The organism is Rhizobium sp. BK313, assembly GCF_014193655.1.
In the GTDB taxonomy this organism is placed as follows: domain Bacteria; phylum Pseudomonadota; class Alphaproteobacteria; order Rhizobiales; family Rhizobiaceae; genus Rhizobium.
On sequence record NZ_JACHZQ010000003.1, the window covers coordinates 590,042 to 608,153 of the forward strand.

General features: G+C 59.0%; 18 protein-coding genes. 15 read left to right on the top strand and 3 right to left on the bottom strand.

Annotated elements, in window-relative coordinates; translation table 11 throughout:
• Positions 1–2: 2 nt before the first annotated feature.
• The 9 genes from flgC to fliP all read left to right on the top strand — a co-directional run bounded on the left by flgC (position 3) and on the right by fliP (position 5,852).
• On the top strand, positions 3–422 hold the full coding sequence (gene flgC, locus FHT86_RS19285) for a flagellar basal body rod protein FlgC (protein WP_133708427.1): 420 nt from the start codon (positions 3–5) through the stop codon (positions 420–422).
• Positions 419–769, top strand: coding sequence for a flagellar hook-basal body complex protein FliE (locus tag FHT86_RS19290; RefSeq protein ID WP_133708428.1), 351 nt, complete (start codon positions 419–421; stop codon positions 767–769). The genes flgC and FHT86_RS19290 overlap by 4 nt, the downstream gene beginning before the upstream one ends.
• 104 nt (positions 770–873) lie before the next feature.
• Positions 874–1,662 (top strand): flagellar basal-body rod protein FlgG, encoded by a 789-nt coding sequence (flgG, locus tag FHT86_RS19295; protein WP_133708429.1) that lies wholly within the window; start codon positions 874–876, stop codon positions 1,660–1,662.
• A 33-nt stretch (positions 1,663–1,695) separates the two neighbouring features.
• A complete protein-coding gene (flgA, locus tag FHT86_RS19300) occupies positions 1,696–2,181 on the top strand; it encodes a flagellar basal body P-ring formation chaperone FlgA (RefSeq protein ID WP_409527601.1) in 486 nt (161 codons plus the stop codon).
• Positions 2,178–3,296 (top strand): flagellar basal body P-ring protein FlgI, encoded by a 1,119-nt coding sequence (locus FHT86_RS19305; RefSeq protein WP_133708431.1) that lies wholly within the window; start codon positions 2,178–2,180, stop codon positions 3,294–3,296. Before flgA ends, FHT86_RS19305 begins: the two co-directional genes overlap by 4 nt.
• Positions 3,293–3,844 carry a MotE family protein gene (locus FHT86_RS19310; RefSeq protein WP_133708432.1) on the top strand — a complete coding sequence of 184 codons (552 nt, stop codon included), beginning with the start codon at positions 3,293–3,295 and terminating at the stop codon, positions 3,842–3,844. Before FHT86_RS19305 ends, FHT86_RS19310 begins: the two co-directional genes overlap by 4 nt.
• Positions 3,841–4,554, top strand: coding sequence for a flagellar basal body L-ring protein FlgH (gene flgH / locus FHT86_RS19315; protein WP_133708433.1), 714 nt, complete (start codon positions 3,841–3,843; stop codon positions 4,552–4,554). Before FHT86_RS19310 ends, flgH begins: the two co-directional genes overlap by 4 nt.
• A 45-nt stretch (positions 4,555–4,599) precedes the next feature.
• Positions 4,600–5,097, top strand: coding sequence for a flagellar basal body-associated FliL family protein (locus FHT86_RS19320; RefSeq protein ID WP_133708434.1), 498 nt, complete (start codon positions 4,600–4,602; stop codon positions 5,095–5,097).
• Positions 5,094–5,852, top strand: a complete 759-nt coding sequence (gene fliP, locus FHT86_RS19325) for a flagellar type III secretion system pore protein FliP (protein WP_133708435.1) — start codon at positions 5,094–5,096, stop codon at positions 5,850–5,852. Before FHT86_RS19320 ends, fliP begins: the two co-directional genes overlap by 4 nt.
• A 57-nt stretch (positions 5,853–5,909) precedes the next feature.
• Here the strand turns inward: fliP and FHT86_RS19330 are convergent, their stop codons facing one another.
• A complete protein-coding gene (locus FHT86_RS19330; RefSeq protein ID WP_133708436.1) occupies positions 5,910–7,853 on the bottom strand; it encodes a CDC27 family protein in 1,944 nt (647 codons plus the stop codon).
• 333 nt (positions 7,854–8,186) lie between these two features.
• Here FHT86_RS19330 and FHT86_RS19335 point away from each other — a divergent pair, with 333 nt between their 5' ends.
• Together FHT86_RS19335 and FHT86_RS19340 are read left to right on the top strand one after the other, a co-directional pair.
• Complete coding sequence (locus FHT86_RS19335; protein ID WP_133708437.1) at positions 8,187–9,101, top strand: flagellin; 915 nt, start codon at positions 8,187–8,189, stop codon at positions 9,099–9,101.
• A 259-nt stretch (positions 9,102–9,360) separates the two neighbouring features.
• Positions 9,361–10,269, top strand: coding sequence for a flagellin (locus tag FHT86_RS19340; RefSeq protein ID WP_133708438.1), 909 nt, complete (start codon positions 9,361–9,363; stop codon positions 10,267–10,269).
• Positions 10,270–10,408: 139 nt separating this feature from the next.
• On the opposite strand, the gene FHT86_RS19345 is transcribed toward FHT86_RS19340, so the two are convergent.
• Positions 10,409–11,656: a RimK family alpha-L-glutamate ligase gene (locus FHT86_RS19345; RefSeq protein WP_133708439.1), complete on the bottom strand. Its 1,248-nt coding sequence runs from the start codon at positions 11,654–11,656 to the stop codon at positions 10,409–10,411.
• On the bottom strand, positions 11,650–13,137 hold the full coding sequence (locus tag FHT86_RS19350; protein WP_133708440.1) for a pyridoxal-dependent decarboxylase: 1,488 nt from the start codon (positions 13,135–13,137) through the stop codon (positions 11,650–11,652). The genes FHT86_RS19345 and FHT86_RS19350 overlap by 7 nt, the downstream gene beginning before the upstream one ends.
• Positions 13,138–13,547: 410 nt before the next feature.
• On the opposite strand from FHT86_RS19350, the gene FHT86_RS19355 reads away from it, so the two are divergent.
• The 4 genes from FHT86_RS19355 to FHT86_RS19370 all read left to right on the top strand — a co-directional run bounded on the left by FHT86_RS19355 (position 13,548) and on the right by FHT86_RS19370 (position 18,109).
• The gene (locus FHT86_RS19355) at positions 13,548–14,468 is read left to right on the top strand and encodes a flagellin (protein ID WP_133708441.1); all 921 of its coding nucleotides are present in this window, start codon (positions 13,548–13,550) and stop codon (positions 14,466–14,468) included.
• A gap of 264 nt (positions 14,469–14,732) precedes the next feature.
• On the top strand, positions 14,733–15,710 hold the full coding sequence (locus FHT86_RS19360) for a flagellin (protein WP_133708442.1): 978 nt from the start codon (positions 14,733–14,735) through the stop codon (positions 15,708–15,710).
• A gap of 249 nt (positions 15,711–15,959) precedes the next feature.
• Complete coding sequence (locus FHT86_RS19365; RefSeq protein WP_133708443.1) at positions 15,960–16,592, top strand: hypothetical protein; 633 nt, start codon at positions 15,960–15,962, stop codon at positions 16,590–16,592.
• Complete coding sequence (locus FHT86_RS19370) at positions 16,589–18,109, top strand: MotB family protein (RefSeq protein ID WP_133708444.1); 1,521 nt, start codon at positions 16,589–16,591, stop codon at positions 18,107–18,109. The genes FHT86_RS19365 and FHT86_RS19370 overlap by 4 nt, the downstream gene beginning before the upstream one ends.
• The last annotated feature ends 3 nt before the right edge of the window (positions 18,110–18,112 follow it).

The following is an 18,112-nucleotide window of genomic DNA, read 5'->3' on the forward strand; positions in this document are numbered from 1 at the left end:
TTATGGACCCTTTATCAGCCGCATTGAAGATTGCGGGCTCCGGCCTGGAGGCTCAATCGACCCGCCTGCGTGTTGTTTCCGAAAATATTGCCAATGCCCGTTCGACGGGCGACACCCCTGGCTCTGATCCCTATCGCCGCAAGACGGTGACCTTCGGTGCCGAGGTCGATCGCGCCAATAACGTGACCACGGTCGGGGTGAAGAAGATGGGCGAAGACACGAGCAAGTTCATCGAGGAATACGACCCAGACAATCCGGCGGCGGACCCGAAGGGCTATGTCAAAATGCCCAACGTCAACATTCTCGTCGAAATGGCCGATATGCGCGAAGCCAATCGCTCCTACGAGGCCAATCTGCAAACGATCAAGCAGTCGCGCGATCTCATCTCCTCCACCATTGATCTCTTGAAGAATGCACAATGATTGACGCTATCAAGAATGTCGCCTCTCTCTCGGCAGTCCGCGGTCTCGGCAGCATCGCCACGGACCAGAGCTCCTCTTCATCCAACACACTGGCGCCGACGGCGGGAACAACGCTCGGGAACGCCACGGGAACCAGCTTTGCCTCGGTTATGTCCAACGTGGCGAAAGACACCGTCAACACGCTGAAGGAAGCCGAAAACGCCTCCTTTGCCGGCATCAAGGGCACGATGAACACCCGCGAAGTGGTCGACAAGGTCATGCAGGCGGATCAGACGCTGCAGACGGCGATCGCGCTGCGCGACAAGGTCGTCTCCGCCTTTCTCGATATTACGAAAATGCAGATCTAGAACGGGTAGCTTCGCTCCCGCTCCCATTATTTGATTTGGCATGATCTTATTCAAAAGCTGCTTCGCGGCTTTCGGGATCACGCTCTAGCTCGAAGGACCAAGACATGAGAGCGCTCGCTATTGCCGCGACGGGCATGGACGCCCAGCAAACCAATCTTGAAGTGATCGCGAACAATATCGCGAACATCAATACGACGGGCTACAAGCGTTCCCGTGCTGAGTTCTCGGACCTTCTGTACCAGACCGAGCGCGCCAAGGGCATCTCCAATCGGCCGAACCAGGCCGTGGTGCCGGAAGGTGCCAATATCGGTCTCGGCGTCCAGACGACGGCGGTACGCAACATCCAGATCCAGGGCGAACTGTCGCAGACGCAGAACGAGCTCGATGTTGCGCTGGTCGGCCGTGGCTGGTTCCAGATCCAGATGCCGGACGGTACGACGGCCTACACGCGCGCAGGTTCGTTCAACAAGAGCGACACCGGCCAGATCGTCACCGCGGACGGCAACGTCCTCGAGCCGGGCATCACGATCCCGAACAATGCCAGCAACCTCGTCATCAACGAATCCGGGCAGGTCTCGGCAACGATCGGCACTGCGACGACGCCGACCGTTCTCGGCCAGTTGCAGATCGCCAACTTCGTCAACGAAGCCGGCCTGCAACCGATGGGCAGCAATCTCTTCACCCAGACGCCGGCTTCCGGCGATCCGGTTGTCTCCGATCCGAACGAGAACGGCTTCGCCTATATGAAGCAGAACTACCTGGAATCGTCGAACGTCGATCCGGTCAAGGAAATTACCGACCTGATCACCGCACAGCGCGCCTACGAGATGAATTCCAAGGTCATCACCACAGCGGACGACATGGCACAGATCGTCAGCAAAGATCTGAAGTAACGAGAGGACGGGCCGAACATGAGGTTTCGCCGGATGAAAAGCTTAGCAATGGCCTGGCTCGCCGCAGCGAGCCTCTCCGTCACGTTCGTGTCGGCCGCTCCCGCCGGCGCAATGGGTACCGACGCGACCAGCCTTGGGACTGCCGTCGTGCCGACCGAGGTGATCTATCCCGGCGATATCATCAGCAGCGGCCAGCTCGAAGAGGTCGATGTCACCAACCCGAACCTCACCGGCGATTACGCCAAGGCGATCCGTGAGGTGACGGGTATGGTGTCGAAACGCACGCTTCTGCCTGGTCGAACCATCTCGGTTTCCGCGCTCCGCGAACCCTATGCAGTGACGCGCGGCTCCAATGTCCGCCTTGTAATGAACATGGGCAGCATGACGATTACTGCGGCCGGGACGCCACTGGATGACGGCGCGGTCGGCGACAGCGTGCGCGCCCGCAATCTGGACTCTGGCATCATCGTCAACGGCACGGTTCTCGAAAACGGCACGATCCGCGTGGTCGCAAAATGAGAAGCCTTCGTCATTTTCTAGCGGTTTTGCTGGCATTGCCCAGCCTGATTGTCACCAATCCGGCACTGGCGATGCAATCGCGCATCAAGGATATCGCCTCATTGCAGGCTGGCCGCGACAACCAGTTGATTGGTTACGGCCTGATCGTCGGCCTCCAGGGGACCGGCGATGGCCTGCGTTCCTCGCCATTTACCGAACAATCCATGCGCGCGATGCTGCAGAATCTCGGCATTTCGACGCAAGGCGGCCAGTCTGCCGCCAAGAATACCGCCGCCGTCATGGTGACGACCAACCTGCCGCCCTTCGCAAGCCCCGGCAGCCGCATCGATGTCACGGTCAGTTCGCTTGGCGACGCCACGTCGCTTCGCGGCGGCACGCTGATCATGACGTCGCTCAGCGGTGCCGATGGGCAGATCTATGCCGTAGCGCAGGGATCGGTCATTGTCTCGGGTTTCCAGGCGCAAGGGGCGGCAGCCAGCGTTACCGAAGGCACCACGACCTCCGGCCGTGTGCCGGGTGGCGCCATCATCGAACGCGAACTGCCCTCGCGTTTCAAGGACTCCGTCAATCTTGTCCTGCAGTTGCGCAATCCGGATTTCTCCACCTCGATCCGTATCGCTGATACCGTCAATGCCTGGGCGACCTCGCATTTCGGCGGTCCGATCGCGGAGGCCAAGGACTCGCAGGAGGTCGCGATCGACAAGCCGAAGATGGCAGACCTGACGCGGCTGATGGCGGATATCGAAAATCTTGACGTCCAGACCGATACGCCGGCCAAGGTCGTCATCAACGAGCGCACCGGAACGATCGTCATCGGCGCCGATGTCCGCGTCTCGCCGGTCGCCGTCAGCTACGGAACCCTGACGGTGCAGGTCAGCGAGAACCCGCAGGTGATCCAGCCGGAACCCTTCTCGAACGGTCAGACCGCCGTCCAGGACCAGACGGATATCACGGCGAGCAAGAGCGGCGGCCGCGTCGCCGTGCTCGAAGGTCCTGACCTGAAAACGCTGGTCTCCGGGCTGAACAATATCGGCGTCAAGCCCGATGGCATCATCGCAATCCTGCAAGGCATCAAATCGGCCGGCGCGCTGCAAGCGGAGCTCGTTCTTCAATGACATCGATCGTCACCGCCAGAAAAATGCTGACTTCCTGGGGTGTTGTGGCGGTTCCCGCCATGGCCGCATTGCTGCTGTCGGTCTGCGCCGCAGCAGCGCAGGAGGCACCCAAGCCGGTCGTCGATCCGGCGGCCAGTCAGGACGAGATCAAGCAGTTCTGTACCAATATCGCCGATCCTGCCCGCGACCAGCGCTACCTGTTACAGAAGCAGGAACTTGAAAAGCTGCAGGCCGATGTCGATCAGCGCATCGCCACCATGGACCAGCGCAAGGCGGAATATGAAGACTGGCTGAAGCGGCGCGACGATTTCCTGAAAACCGCAGATTCCGGCTTGGTCGACATCTACAAGAACATGAAGCCGGATGCTGCTGCGGCGAGCCTGGACCAGGTCAAGATCACGGTGGCAGCCGCGATCATCATGAAGCTCTCGCCACGCCAGTCGAGCCTCGTTCTGGCGGAGATGGATCCGCAAAAGGCGGCCGTCGTCACCAATATCATCGCTAGCGCGTCCGATCCGAATACATCGAAGTCGAAGGACCCCTCATGAACATGCGTCTTACGGCCACGTGCGCGGTCGTCGTCTTTCTTGCCGGTTGTTCCTCTCAAGCTCTTAAGGAGATTGGCAGGGCGCCAGCCATGAGCCCGATCGGCAGCGGTCTGCAATACGCGTCGACGCCGCAAATGTTGCAGTATCCGAAGCGGCCGCATCAGATAGCTCAGGGCTATTCGCTCTGGAACGACTCGCAGGCGGCTCTCTTCAAGGATGCGCGCGCGCTCAATGTCGGCGATATCCTGACGGTCAATATCCAGATCAACGACAAGGCGAACTGGGACAACGAGACCAATCGCAGTCGCACAAACAAGAGTGACATGAACTGGGACGCCAGTGCTACGATCTTCGGGTGGAAGCCGAGCACGACCGGTAACGCCACCTCTGGCTCCGACACCAGCACAGACGCCAAGGGCAAGATGCAGCGCTCCGAGCAAATCACGCTGCTCGTCGCCGCCGTCGTCACCGGCGTTCTGGAGAACGGCAACCTGATGATCAGCGGCTCGCAGGAAGTGCGCATGAACCAGGAAATCCGCATCCTGAACGTCGCCGGCATCGTCCGGCCGCAAGACGTCACGTCGGATAATACGATCTCCTATGACAAGATCGCCGAAGCGCGCATCTCCTATGGCGGTCGCGGCCGTCTGACGGAAATACAGCAGCCGCCGCGCGGTCAACAGGCGGTCGACCTGCTGTCGCCGCTCTGACGGCCGGGCAGCGCATGGCATATTGTTAACAGGGCGGATAGAGACATGGCAGCAGCGGCAGACGCATCGGCAAAGGGCAAAGGATCGCCGCTGATCATGATGATCCTCGGGCTGTTGATCCTGACGGTCCTCGGCGGTGGCGGCGGCTGGTTCCTCGGCACCATGGTCGCGCCGAAGATCAAGACGGCGACGGCCGCGGTACAGGCCGCCGCGGCGCAGGCGCCCACCGGTGAAAAACAGGCTGCGGCTGCTGCGGAAGCGAACGGCATTATCCAACTCGATCCGATCACGACCAATCTCGCCTATCCGTCGCAAAACTGGGTCAGGCTCGAAATTGCGCTGATGTTTAAGGACAAGCCGGACGCGCAGCTGGCGGAAGCCATCCATCAGGATATCCTCGCCTATGTCCGCACCGTCTCGCTGCAGCAGATCGAGGGGCCGCGCGGCTTCCAATATCTTCGGGATGACATTCAGGAACGTGTTGACCTCCGCTCGGAAGGGCGGGTATCGAAAGTTATGTTCAGAACTTTCGTGATCGAATGATTCGATTATTACTTGCTTTGATTATATTAGTATTTGCTGCATTTTCGCCTGAACTGGCGATGGCGCAGCAATTGCCGCAACAACTCCCGACAGATCTCCTGAACGTCCCGGTGAATGGGTCGGTCGCAGCTTGGATCATTCGCACCTTCGGGCTGTTGACGATCTTATCGATCGCGCCCGGCATCCTCATCATGGTGACGAGCTTTCCGCGCTTCATCATCGCGTTCTCGATCCTGCGTTCGGGCATGGGCCTGGCGACCACGCCGTCGAACATGATCTTGCTCAGCCTGGCGCTGTTCATGACCTTCTACGTCATGTCGCCGACCTTCGATCAGGCTTGGAAGGACGGTGCCCAGCCACTGCTTGCCAATCAGATTTCGGAGACGGATGCGGTCCAGCGCATCGCGGAGCCTTTCCGCACCTTCATGTCCAACAACACGCGCGACAAGGACATCAAGCTCTTCGTCGATCTCGCCCAGGAGCGTGGGCAGACCGTGGTGGTCGACAACAAGATCGATTATCGCGTGCTGATCCCTGCCTTCATGATCTCGGAAATCCGCCGTGGTTTTGAAATCGGCTTCCTGGTCGTTCTGCCGTTTTTGGTCATCGACCTGATCGTTTCGACCATCGTCATGGCGATGGGCATGATGATGCTACCGCCGACATCGATCTCGCTGCCCTTCAAGATCCTTTTCTTTGTGCTGATCGACGGTTGGAACCTGTTGGTCGGCAGCCTCGTGCGCTCTTTCCACTGATCGCTTACCGCCGGCGGGACAGTCATCGGGAACGCAACTCCCGATGACTGTAGATCCTTATTCCGCGGCGATAGACGCCGCATTCTGGCCCTCGACCAGGAACGGCTCGGCGCGCACCGGCAGCGCCGGCACATCCATATGATCTGGCCCGAGGCCTTGTCTGGCGCGTTCGACCATCATTTCGTAGGCCGTCTCCAGGTGATGGGTGAAGCGTTCGGCATCGAAGAGCGGCTTGATATAACGGTTGACGGCCAGTGTATCCTTGAACGTGGCAATACGTTCCGGTTGGCTGGCAAGCTCCACGGCCATATCTTCATAGGCCTGGACATCTGCGGCCACCAATTCCGGCACCCCGATGGCGGTGAGAAGGCTTTCGCTGACGCGCGAAGCGAAGTTCGTGCCCTTCATCGTCAGCACGGGCAAACCGCCCCAGAGCTGTTCCGAGGTGGTCGTATGGCCGTTCACCGGGAAGGTATCGAGACCTAGATCTGCGAGTTGCTGGCGGTCGATGTGATCCTCATAGCGGATACGAGTGGTGAAGACGATGCGCTTCCGGTTGATACCGCGCGCCTCCAGGCGTGCCCAAAGATTGGCCTCGGCGCGTGGACCGTTGCAGAGCAGCCATAGGACGCTGTTCTTGGTGCGCTTCAGGATGTTGCACCAGACATCGATCATGTGCGAGGTGATCTTGCGGTTGCCGTTGAACGAGGCGAAGACGAAGGCATCTTCCGGCAGTTCATGCTCCGCACGGGTTGTCGGCCGCGGCTTCGGGCGATAGAGCGGGTCGTTCGCCTGATAGCATTCGGGCAGGCGGCAAAACTTCTCGTGGAAATGCGGTTTGGAATAATCCGGCAGGACGTAGGGATCGCCGATGATGTAGTCGAGGTCGATGTTGACGGCGGAGCCCGGAAAGCCGAGCCATGCCGTCTGGATCGGCGCGGCCATGTGGTTGAGGATGCGGACGCGGCTATCCTTGGTATGTCCTTTGAGATCGACCAGGATGTCGATCCCACGGGCGCGAATTGTCTCTGCCGCTGCCTGATCGGAGAGGCTGCGGATATCGACCATGGTACCCCATCTCGAATAATCGAAATCTTCCGAGCGCTGTGACGACAAGGGTGAATGGTCGAAGAGGGTAATCTCGAACCGGTCCCTGTCGTGCAGCTCCAAAGTCCGCTGCATGAGCTTCATTGTCGCGTGGCCCGGCCAGAAGTCCGACGAGAGATAGCCAATACGAATCTTGTCGCCCCATGTATGCGGCGCCTTGCGGCGCGCCTCGGCGTGTCCGGCGGGTAGTGGCACCGTGTCGTGTACCGCAAACTTGTTGATCGCTTCGTCGCCGCACCAGTGCAGATGGAAGAAGGGATTGTCCGGCCTGACATAGTCCAGGTTTCCCTTGGCAACCGCCGTCAGAATCGGCGCCATATGTTTGTCGACCGTTGCGAGATCGGACAATTCGCGGGCAAAGATCAAATAAAGTGTGCGAAAGATGATGTTGTCGGGATGCTTCTTGAAAAGCGTGGCGACGATGTGCCGGTTGCCTTCGTCGTAGAGGTCATCGGTCAACAGCTTTGCCGCCATCAGCCGATGTTTGAGCTCCGGTCCCTCGACCAGGACGGTTTTGAAGCCGGCCAGCAAATCCCTTTGCTGACGGCTCAGAAAGATGCTGGAAAGGGCAAAGGCAAGCTCCGGGTCCTTGAACGCCTGAGGCAGGATCAGGCTTCCGATCGAAAGCGTTGCGTCTTCGTCGCCGGTGACGAAATGCAGCAGCAAGGCTTCCCGCAGATAATCTTCGCGGTAAGGCTTCTGTCGGCCTGCCAGTTCATACGACTTCGCCGCGTCCGATTTGAAACCGAGCTTGAGCAGCGTTTTCGCCAGCAGAGCATAGGTCTTCGGCGATGTATCGACATTGAGCAACTCGTTCAGTGTTTCGAGCGCGCGCGTATATTGTCCCTTTTGGTAGAGGCTGGACGCTGTCACAAAGGCGTTTTTCGTATTCACGAGCGAGAACTCCGAGCGAACGTTGAACAGGCCTCGGCAAAGGCCGAGGACCGTCATCATGGGTTTGCGGAATAATCGCCCATGTAGCTTGCCCCAAACCGAAGCGACGGCTGACACCATACCTTTACGCGTTGTTAGCTACGTTACAGTCGGCCGCTTTTACGGGTTCCGTGTTTAAGAAATTCGCAAGTAATGCATGCGACTTTACCTGCGACATGACGGGTTTGGTCCTCTAGGAAATGGGGCCGAGGAGCATGAAGCCGCTCCGTCATCGCCGGTATTCGAAGTCCGGTATGTCCTCCTTTTTGTATTCAGTTTCCAGGGGACACACTCATGACCAGCATCGTAACTAACAATTCCGCTATGGCCGCTCTGCAGACTCTGCGCGGCATCAGCAGCAACCTTCAGAACACGCAGGACGCTGTTTCGTCCGGCTTGCGCATCTCCAAGGCTTCCGATAACGCCGCCTATTGGTCGATCGCCACCACCATGAAGTCCGACGACAGCGCCATCGGCGCCGTTTCCGACGCCCTCGGCCTCGGTGCCGCCAAGGTCGACACGGCATCCACCGCCGTCACCAGCACTCTCGACATCGTTGGTCAGATCAAGGACAAGCTTGTCACCGCCATGGAAGGCTCGGTCGACAAGGGTCAGGTCCAGGAAGAAATCGGCCAGTTGCAGCAGCAGCTGCAGAGCGTTGCTCAGTCCGCCTCGTTCAACGGCGAAAACTGGGTCATGGCTGCAAACGGCGGCTCCGCATCGGTTGTTTCCTCGTTCATCCGCGGCACCAACGGCACCGTTTCGGTCAGCACCACGTCCTACGAGTTCAACTCCGGCGCAACGGGCAACGTTCTGTTCGGCACGCAGGCAGACGGCTCAATCGATACCTCTTCGGGTATCCTCGGCACCACGGACACCAAGGTCGGCGCTTCGGTCTTCAGCCTGGATATCACCAGCATGACCTCCGGCCAGATCTCCAGCGCGCTCAACATGGTTCAGACCGCTCTGAACTCCATGACCAGCATGGGTTCGAAGCTCGGCTCGATCTCCAGCCGCATCGACCTGCAGACGACTTTCGCTTCGTCGCTGTCAGACTCGATCGAATCGGGCGTTGGCAAGCTCGTCGATGCCGACATGGAACAGGAATCGAGCAAGCTCTCTGCTCTGCAGACGCAGCAGCAGCTGGCTATCCAGTCGCTCTCGATCGCCAATTCCTCCACACAGTCGATCCTGTCGCTGTTCCGTTAAGAAGAAGGACTGGCGTCTGACGCCAGCCGAAATTTCTAAACAACAAGTTAACCGCGCCTCTCTAAGGCGCGGTTTTTTTTATATTTTTGGACTGAGGTCGGTTCAGGTTTTTTTAACCATATTGCTGTTTTCTAAGAACCATTGAAACGGCGAGTTAACCATAACCGAATGGGGTTAACAGGCATGATGCTGAGTGCCGTTACCGGTTTTTAGGTCCGGAATGTCCCTTATCTAACCGCTGCCAAAGGGGCAAAATATTATGACGAGCATCCTTACCAACAACGCTGCAATGTCCGCCCTGCAGACACTGCGCGGCATCAACAGCGACTTGCAGACCACTCAGAATGCCGTTTCCTCCGGCCTGCGCATCTCCAAGGCTTCCGATAACGCTGCCTATTGGTCGATCTCCACCACCATGAAGTCTGACGACAGCGCCATCGGCGCCGTTTCCGACGCCCTCGGCCTCGGTGCCGCCAAGGTCGACACGGCAACCACCGCTGTCACCAGCGCCCTCGACATCGTCAGCCAGATCAAGTCCAAGCTTGTTACCGCCATGGAAGGTTCGGTCGACAAGGGTCAGGTCCAGGAAGAAATCGGCCAGCTGCAGCAGCAGCTGCAGAGCGTCGCTCAGTCCGCTTCGTTCAACGGCGAAAACTGGGTCATGGCTGCAAGCGGCGGCTCCGCATCGGTTGTTTCCTCGTTCATCCGCGGCACCAACGGCACCGTTTCGGTCAGCACCACGTCCTACGAATTCAACGCCGGCGCGACGGGCAACGTTCTGTTCGGCACGCAGGCAGACGGCTCGATCGATACTGCTTCGGGTATCCTCGGCACCGTAAGCGGCACCTTCTCGGTGTTCAGCCTCGACATCACCGGCATGACCGGCGGCCAGATCTCCAGCGCGCTCAACATGGTTCAGACCGCTCTGAACTCCATGACCAGCATGGGTTCGCGCCTCGGCTCGATTTCGACCCGTATCGACCTGCAGACGACCTTCGCTTCGTCGCTGTCAGACTCGATCGAATCGGGCGTTGGCAAGCTCGTCGATGCCGACATGGAACAGGAATCGAGCAAGCTTTCTGCTCTGCAGACGCAGCAGCAGCTGGCCGTCCAGTCGCTCTCGATCGCCAACTCCTCCACGCAGAACATCCTGTCGCTCTTCCGTTAAGAAGAGCCAGCGCTCCGCGCCAGCGGAGATTTCCAAACGGCAATTCAACCGCGCCTTCGAAAGAGGCGCGGTTTTGCATTTTTGAGGTCGGCGTCTCTTCGACGACGGCCACACCGCATGAGCGTGCGAGCTATTTGGCTTAGCAGGTAGCTGTCTTGTTCTGCACTGCGGCAACGAAGGCGTCGAACAGCTTGCGCATGGCTACCTGCTTATAGGGGTAGATGACGGCGCTATCCATGTTGTGGACTACCATCGCCACATCGAGTTCAAAGACCAGCAGGCGCCCATCGGGGAGTTCTGCGCAGTCGATGCCGAAATAATCAAGCCCTATGTGACGATATAGAGCCGCGAAACTCTCCTTGTGGCGAATCGCGAAATCCGTATCGAAATTTTCCATCCATGCTTGTTCGACCGCCCGCTTTGCCGGGCTTTGCGCCATGCCGGCGCTGAGGTAGTGCACGATCCAATGCTCGGACAGCGCCATATGGCTGGCGAACGCCTTCCCTTCGATAAATACGACGCGTTGCTTGTTGTATAGCCCGTCCGGGCCGCGGAAATCGATGAAGGGTGCGACATAGAGTTCGGGCGCAGGCTGTGTGGAAAGCCACGCGGACAATCCCGGGATATCGATGATGCGCTCCATTCCGTTGCCGGCATGGGTGCTGATCGGGCGCACGACGAGCGGAAATGAGAGCCCCGGTGCGCATTCATCCAGGGTCTTTGTGCCCGCGCCGACAGCGACCAGATCTTCGCGCGGCACGCGATGAGTGCGCGGCGACAGAATGGAGGGTTCGCTGGCGAGCATTCCGCTTACGCCGTCGCGCGTCAGCCGACTGATCAGTTCCGGATCGTTGTTCATGATCGGGCCGTCAAAATCGAGCAGCAGCTTCTGCATCCGCCCAAGCACAGGGACATTTTCTGTTGATTCGCCGATCGCCATGAACGCGACGTCGTGGTCCGGCAAATCCGAGAGCTCGGTCGTTTCGGGATCCACATGGTGCAGCCAAAGCACGCAGTTGCTGCCCGCCAGCAGGAAATCCAGCGGCGTGTTCGCCATGAAATTGCCCGGCGTAACAAAGGCCAACAACCGAGGTCCCTGTCCATTCCCATGGACGACGCAGAAGTCGCGTTTCAATTCCACCGCGCCCCGCAGGACTTGGTGCGCCTCTTCGGAACGACCAAGGGTCTGCAGGATCGTCGCCAGGTCGAAAATCGCCGCCGCATCCGCGCCATCGGCTCCGACGCGCTGCATCAGCTCGTTCCAAAGCGGTGTGACGTCAGCGCCGGCATAGATGAGCGACACAATTTTCTGCATGCCCAGGATTCTGCTCGCGCCTCCAATTTCATCGGGGGCGCGATCGGCAACGAGGCCGGATGTCATCAGCATTGGAGCAAATCCTGTCGAGAACCGAGTTTCAGAACGCCGTTAATCAGCGCATCGATATCCGCCTGCCGCGTACGGTGGTTTACAATGGCGGCGCGGATCGCAGCCTGACCATTCACATGGGTCAGGGATGGAGCAACACAGCCTTCGGCGTGGAGAAGTTCGACGATCCGAGCGTTGACATCCGGCGGCGCATCGCCGGCAAGGCCCACATAGGCAAAGCAAACAATATTGAGCGCAACCGGCGCGAGGAGCCGCAAGGCAGGTTCCTGCTCGACCCTGCGGGCAAGACCGCGCGCTAGAGCGCAATTGGCGGCCATCGAATTCCCCAAGGCTTTGACGCCATAGGTCTTGAGGGTGAACCAGGTTTTGAGTGCGCGAAAGCCGCGTGACAGGTCCGGGCCGTAGTCGCATGGCCACCAGTCACCGCCGGCCAGGCCGGAGGAAGCGCGGCTGAGATAGGCTGCCTCCGAGGCAAACGTCTGGCGTTGCCATGCGCTGTCCCGAACGAGGAGGAAGCCCGCGTCGTAGGGCACCTGGCCCCATTTGTGGAAATCAAATGCAAGTGAATCGCAGGACTCGATGCCTGTGAACAAATGCGCCAGATCATCGCACAGGATGCCCAGGGCTCCCAGCGCACCATCGACGTGAAAATGAAGGTCGTAGGCGTCGGCGATACCGCGCAAAGCGATGAGGTCGTCGACCGCGCCGGTGTTTACGGTCCCCGCGCTTCCTATGACCAGGAACGGCGTATGCCCTTCCTTCCAATCGCGAATGACGGCACGTTCGAGAGCTGCAATGTCGATCTGCCCGGCGGCATTGGCCGGGATACGCCTCAGTTGATCGCTGCCGATACCGGACATCTCAAACGCGCGCGGTACGCAGCCATGCACTTCGGTCGATGCGTAGGCCACCAGCCGCGGCTCGTTGGAGAGGCCCTGTGTGCGGACACCTGCGCCGAGCTTCCTGCTCCTTGCGAGCAGGACGGCGACAAAATTCGCCTGGGAGGTGCCGGTCAGGAACACGCCGCCGGCAGTGTCCGGAAACGAATATATTTGCTGCGTCCAACGGATGATCTGGCGTTCGACCTCGATCGGCATATGGTCGCGTCCGCCGAGATTGGCGTTGAGGCCGCCGGCCAGCATCTCCGCCAACATACCCGTGGCCGTTCCGCCGCCTTGCACCCAGCCCATAAATCCCGGGTGGATATTACCGCTGCCATAGGGAAGGACACGGTCACGAAATATGGCATGGACATCCGCGAGATCGGTCGGCTCGACAGGCAGCGGCGCGTCGAATAGAGCGCGCGCAGACGACGGTGCTGGTTGCCAGACGGGCTTTTCCGGGAGCGTTTCCAGATAGTCGAGCATGTCGTCCAACATCTGGTGACCCTGTTTGCGTAGGGCTTGCCAGTCGTCAGGGTCAAGGCTTGTCCGTTGGAGAGGTCCATCCCAGGGCAATCCGCTGTCTTGTAAACTTAACATGTCGACCCCGTATCGGCTGAATGTACCGACTCGCAACCACGCCGTTTATGCCCGACAGTTGTCGGATCGTGACAATCTTATGCTGCCCAAGATGGCGCGAAGCTGACCTGATGTGCCGATCGCTCCCTTGAAACGAGGATGTTTTAGACGAATTTCCGCCTCTGCCTGTGCGACGCACAAGTGGAGTTCAGAACGCGATGTGAGTGGCGAACTCGCTTCACGAGATATGGTTTTGTTAACTTTTCGGCTTTGTTGTTAACTTTTTATTAAGCCTAATGTTGTCATCTGCGACTAACGCAACGGTTGGTTAATCTCTCCTAAGAGCCGGTTAACAGGCATGACGCTGATTGCCGTTCCCGGCCGAAGACCGGAATGTCCCTTCCAATCTCAGCCACAAGGGGCACTTCTCCATGACAAGCATTCTGACCAATGACGCGGCAATGTCTGCCCTCCAGACTCTGCGCTCGATCAACAATAATTTGGAAGATACCCAAAACCGGGTCTCCTCGGGCTATCGTGTCGCCAAGGCCTCGGACAATGCCGCCTATTGGTCGATCGCAACTACCATGCGCTCCGATAACAGTGCGCTTTCGGCCGTCTCCGACGCGCTGGGTCTCGGCGCTGCAAAGGTCGACACCGCCTATACGGCAATGGACAATTCCATCAATGTCGTCCAGCAGATCAAGGACAAGCTTGTCGCGGCAACGGAAAACAGCGTCGACAAAGCGGATGTCCAGGAAGAAATATCGCAGCTTCAGCAGCAGCTCGAAAGCATTGCACAGTCCGCATCGTTCTCCGGGCAGAACTGGATGATTGGGGCCAATGGCGCTTCCGCGTCGGTCGTGTCCTCCTTTGTCCGCAACAATGATGGCACGGTCGCGGTCAACAGCACCAGCTACACGTTCGATTCGGGATCGCAAGGCAACGTCATGTTCGGCGCCAACGCTGACGGCACGATCGACACCAGTTCCGGCATCCTCGGCACGACGCAGGATATCAACGGCACCGACTATTCCGTCTTCAGCCTTAACATCACCGATATGACGAGTGGCGACATCGCCAAGTCGATGAACCTGGTGCAATCGGCCCTCAACGCGATGACGAGCACGGCCTCGCAACTGGGTTCGCTGTCGACCCGCATCGACCTGCAGACAAGCTTCGTTTCGACGCTGAGCGACACGATCGACTCCGGCGTCGGCAAGCTTGTCGATGCGAATATGGAAGAGGAATCGAGCAAGCTGTCGGCTCTGCAAACACAGCAACAATTGGCAATCCAGTCGCTGCAGATCGCCAACAACAGTGCGCAGAACGTTCTGGCGCTCTTTAAGTGAGCCTTGACCGGGGCTTACGTTACGAGAGTGCGGCGGCATTTCTTTCTTGCCGCCGCGCACAAGCTTTTGTTAACCTTCCGGGGTAACTGATTTGCAGTATTTGCGCAGAGCCCGGTGTTCGACCGATTTCGTTGGAACCGATTTCAGGGCTTTGTTTTTAGCGACGGGCCGCGTTGGGATCATTCCCGCTGGCGGGCATGAGGCCGATCGTTGCTGCCGGATCGGTCCGGTCTGCCGTTTCCCAATAGAATTACGGATTTTCCGATGAGCAATGTGACGACGAACCCCGCCTCTTTGGCCGCGCTGACCGTATTGCGCGGCGTCAACAAAGATCTTGGTGTGGTGCAGGAACAGGTTTCGTCCGGGTATCGCGTCGAGAACGCGAGTGACAATCCGACCTATTGGTCGATGTCGAAGACGATGCAGTCGGACCAGAGCAGTCTTTCCACCATCTCCGACGCGCTCGGCCTCGGCGCCTCAAAAGTCGACACCGCCTCCACCGCCATGGATTCGGTTGTCGACCTCGTCACCCAGATCCAGGCCAAACTGGTTTCCGCCGAGGAGCCAGGTACCGACAAGTCCGCGGTCAATGCGGACATTCAGCAGCTCAAGGGCCAACTGCAATCGGTTACGCAGTCCGCGTCCTTCTCCGGTGAGAACTGGCTCTACAACACCGATGAGCAACCAGATCTCGAGCAATCCGTCATCAGCAATTTTACGCGTGGTTCGAGCGGCCAAGTCAACCTTGTAACGATCAATTACGATAGTTCGCAAACCCTGATGATCGACACAGCCAAGCCGAGCCGCGGGCTGCTGACGCAGAATGTCGACGCCAGTACGTTCGACACGTCCGGTGAAACGTCGGCGCCCCGCAACTATTATCTCCTGGCCGCGGATTCCGGTACGCCACCCTCCGACGGCACCGAAATTTCCATTTCCGACAGCACGACGGATGATCAACTCACCGATATGATCAATGTGACGAACTCGATCCTGAAATCGGTGACCTCAGCGGATTCGACGCTGGGCGTGATGAAATCCCGTATCGACGACCAGTCGGACTACATTTCCAAGCTCAGCGATGCCATCAAGATCAGCGTCGGCAATCTTGTCGATACCAATATGGAAGAGGCATCGGCGCGTCAAAGTGCGCTTCAGACCGCGCAGCAGATGGGGACTCAGGCGCTGTCGATCGCCAACACTATGGCGAGCAAGGTGCTGATCCTCCTTCAGTCAAACTGATTTCGCCTCGGCGCGGCCAGGATGGCCGCGGCGGCCGCATTCATCCTCGCACAAGTTTGACCCCCTACGGTCCATCGTAATGGCATGGCTGCGCTATTTTCCGGTGACGTTCGACGTCACGCCCGGAAGGCGTGACCGCAGGACGGAAACCGGAAGCGTGATGATCGACGTTTTGAGCATGAAAATTCAAGGGGCCTGTCGAGGCATCAACTCGCGGCTCTCTGCGGATGAAAACGGGAGGATGCCAGCATGAGCGCGACGCTATCCCGATATCTCAAGGACTTCAGCACCGAGCCGCCGCCGTCCTCCGGAATGCCGGATATGCCTTTCGAAGAAACTTCGGTCTTTCCCGAAAGCCCGATGGAGCCGCCGGTCGATATCGAGGCGGAGCGCCGCGACGCCTATGCGCAAGGGCACGAAGCGGCAACGCAGGAATTGATGCAAAGGCATCAGGCGGAACTGGACACGATCGCCGAAACTCATCGAGGCGAGATGGATGCATTGCGCGCCCGATTCGAGGATCGCGCTGCGGAGAAGATTGCCGCCGGATTGAGGGGGCTTGCCACGGTTCTCGGGCAGGCGATCAGCGCGGAGGCGGCCGCTGCGCTTGCGCCGATCATGACAGAAGCGCTGACGGCCAAGGCCGTCGCCGATCTCGCTGAGCGGGTGGCGGCGACGATTCTCGATGGTGCGGCCGGCCCGATTACGGTCAGCGGTCCCCGTCATCTCTTCGAGATGCTGCATGCGCGTATCGGCCAAAATGGCGTTTTGCTGCGCCATGTGGAGGCTCGAGACGTCGATCTTACCGTAACCATCGGAGAGAGCGTTCTCGTGACCCGTATGTCCGCCTGGGCCGCTAGTCTGAAAGAGATTCTGAAATGAGCGATGGCGATCAAAATCAAGGCAAACACGAGATCATCATCGTCAAGCGACATAGCGGCGGTGATCATGAAGGCGGTCATGGCGGCGCATGGAAGATAGCCTATGCGGACTTCATGACGGCAATGATGGCCTTCTTTCTGGTGATGTGGCTGGTGAATGCCGCAAACGAAGAGACGAAGGCCTCGGTCGCATCCTATTTCAACCCGATCAAGCTCGCCGACGAAAAGCCGACGGAGAAGGGCCTGAAGAAGCCCGTCGATCAGGCTGACGGGCAAAAGAATCAGGCGAAGTCGAAGAACAAGGAAGACAATCCGAACGACGGCAAGTCCGCCAACAGCGGCGAGGATCAGACCTCGACTTCCGGCGACCAGACCAACTATTCCGAAGCGGATTTCTTCGAGAATCCCTATTCGGTTCTGGCCGAAATCGCTCAGCAGGTCGGTCAGCAAGCCAATGTCAGCGCCAAGGGTGAGGGCGGTGCTGCCCAGTCAGGTCCCGCCACAGGTGCGGATGGCGGGCAAGCCTATCGCGATCCCTTCGATCCGGATTTCTGGACCAAGCAGGTGCAAGTTTCCAGTGCTTCGAAGAACGCTAACGAAGAACAGTCGGCAAAATCCGACCAGTCGCCGAAGGGCGAAGTGATCGCCCTCTCGAAGGCGACGGCCGCCGATTCCGGTCAGCCGGCCACCCAGCCGCAGACTCCGGAGGAGCAACCGACCGTGAGCGATCAGCAGGCGCCGACGGACCAGCAGAACCCAGGCAAGGAACAACAGAACAAACAGGCTGCCAAGCAGGCGCCGAACCAGCAGACCGCCAACGCTGCCGCCGAGCAAAGCGATGCTTCGACATTCGAAGGCAGCGCCGCGGCGATGCAGAACAAGGACGTTGCGCCGGCGAAAGACCAACAGCAGGACGCCAAGGACCTGCAGCAGGCGATCCAGAAGCAGATCAGCGGTGTTGGCGGTCAGCTCGCCGAAGGCCTTCAGGTCACGCCGGCCGAAGGCGGTCTTCTGGTGACGATTTCCGATCAGACCAATGACCCGATGTTCAACATCGGATCGGCCGTTCCGCGCCAGGAGATGGTGCTGGCGATGGCGAAGATCGGCAAGATTCTTGCGGACCGCAAGGGGTCGATCCTGATCCGCGGCCATACCGATGGGCGTCCTTATATGGTCGATGGCCACAACGACAATTGGCGCCTGTCGCTCGACCGCGCCCAGAGCGCCTATTACATGCTCACCAATGGCGGGCTGGACGAGAAGCGGATAGCACAGGTCTCGGGCTTCGCCGACCGTCGGCTGAAATTGCCTGATGACCCCTTCAACGACGCCAACCGCCGCATCGAGATCCTGATTCAGGGCGCTTCAAGCCAGGCTGCGAAGGATCAGACGGATCCAAACGATCAAAACCCAGCCAAGCCCACGCAAGGCAAGCCGGATCAAGGCAAGCCGAGCCAGGGCAAGCAGGGTCTGGGTAAACAGGGCCAAGGCAAGCCAAGCCAAGGCAAACAAGGATAGTCC

Coding starts and splice junctions, on each gene's coding strand:
- flgG (WP_133708429.1), top strand. CDS start 874: ATGAGAGCGCTCGCTATTGCCGCGACGGGCATGGACGCCCAGCAAACC.
- FHT86_RS19305 (WP_133708431.1), top strand. CDS start 2,178: ATGAGAAGCCTTCGTCATTTTCTAGCGGTTTTGCTGGCATTGCCCAGC.
- flgH (WP_133708433.1), top strand. CDS start 3,841: ATGAACATGCGTCTTACGGCCACGTGCGCGGTCGTCGTCTTTCTTGCC.
- flgA (WP_409527601.1), top strand. CDS start 1,696: ATGAAAAGCTTAGCAATGGCCTGGCTCGCCGCAGCGAGCCTCTCCGTC.
- fliP (WP_133708435.1), top strand. CDS start 5,094: ATGATTCGATTATTACTTGCTTTGATTATATTAGTATTTGCTGCATTT.
- FHT86_RS19365 (WP_133708443.1), top strand. CDS start 15,960: ATGAGCGCGACGCTATCCCGATATCTCAAGGACTTCAGCACCGAGCCG.
- FHT86_RS19335 (WP_133708437.1), top strand. CDS start 8,187: ATGACCAGCATCGTAACTAACAATTCCGCTATGGCCGCTCTGCAGACT.
- FHT86_RS19320 (WP_133708434.1), top strand. CDS start 4,600: ATGGCAGCAGCGGCAGACGCATCGGCAAAGGGCAAAGGATCGCCGCTG.
- FHT86_RS19350 (WP_133708440.1), bottom strand. CDS start 13,137: ATGTTAAGTTTACAAGACAGCGGATTGCCCTGGGATGGACCTCTCCAA.
- FHT86_RS19340 (WP_133708438.1), top strand. CDS start 9,361: ATGACGAGCATCCTTACCAACAACGCTGCAATGTCCGCCCTGCAGACA.
- FHT86_RS19310 (WP_133708432.1), top strand. CDS start 3,293: ATGACATCGATCGTCACCGCCAGAAAAATGCTGACTTCCTGGGGTGTT.
- flgC (WP_133708427.1), top strand. CDS start 3: ATGGACCCTTTATCAGCCGCATTGAAGATTGCGGGCTCCGGCCTGGAG.
- FHT86_RS19360 (WP_133708442.1), top strand. CDS start 14,733: ATGAGCAATGTGACGACGAACCCCGCCTCTTTGGCCGCGCTGACCGTA.
- FHT86_RS19345 (WP_133708439.1), bottom strand. CDS start 11,656: ATGCTGATGACATCCGGCCTCGTTGCCGATCGCGCCCCCGATGAAATT.
- FHT86_RS19290 (WP_133708428.1), top strand. CDS start 419: ATGATTGACGCTATCAAGAATGTCGCCTCTCTCTCGGCAGTCCGCGGT.
- FHT86_RS19370 (WP_133708444.1), top strand. CDS start 16,589: ATGAGCGATGGCGATCAAAATCAAGGCAAACACGAGATCATCATCGTC.
- FHT86_RS19355 (WP_133708441.1), top strand. CDS start 13,548: ATGACAAGCATTCTGACCAATGACGCGGCAATGTCTGCCCTCCAGACT.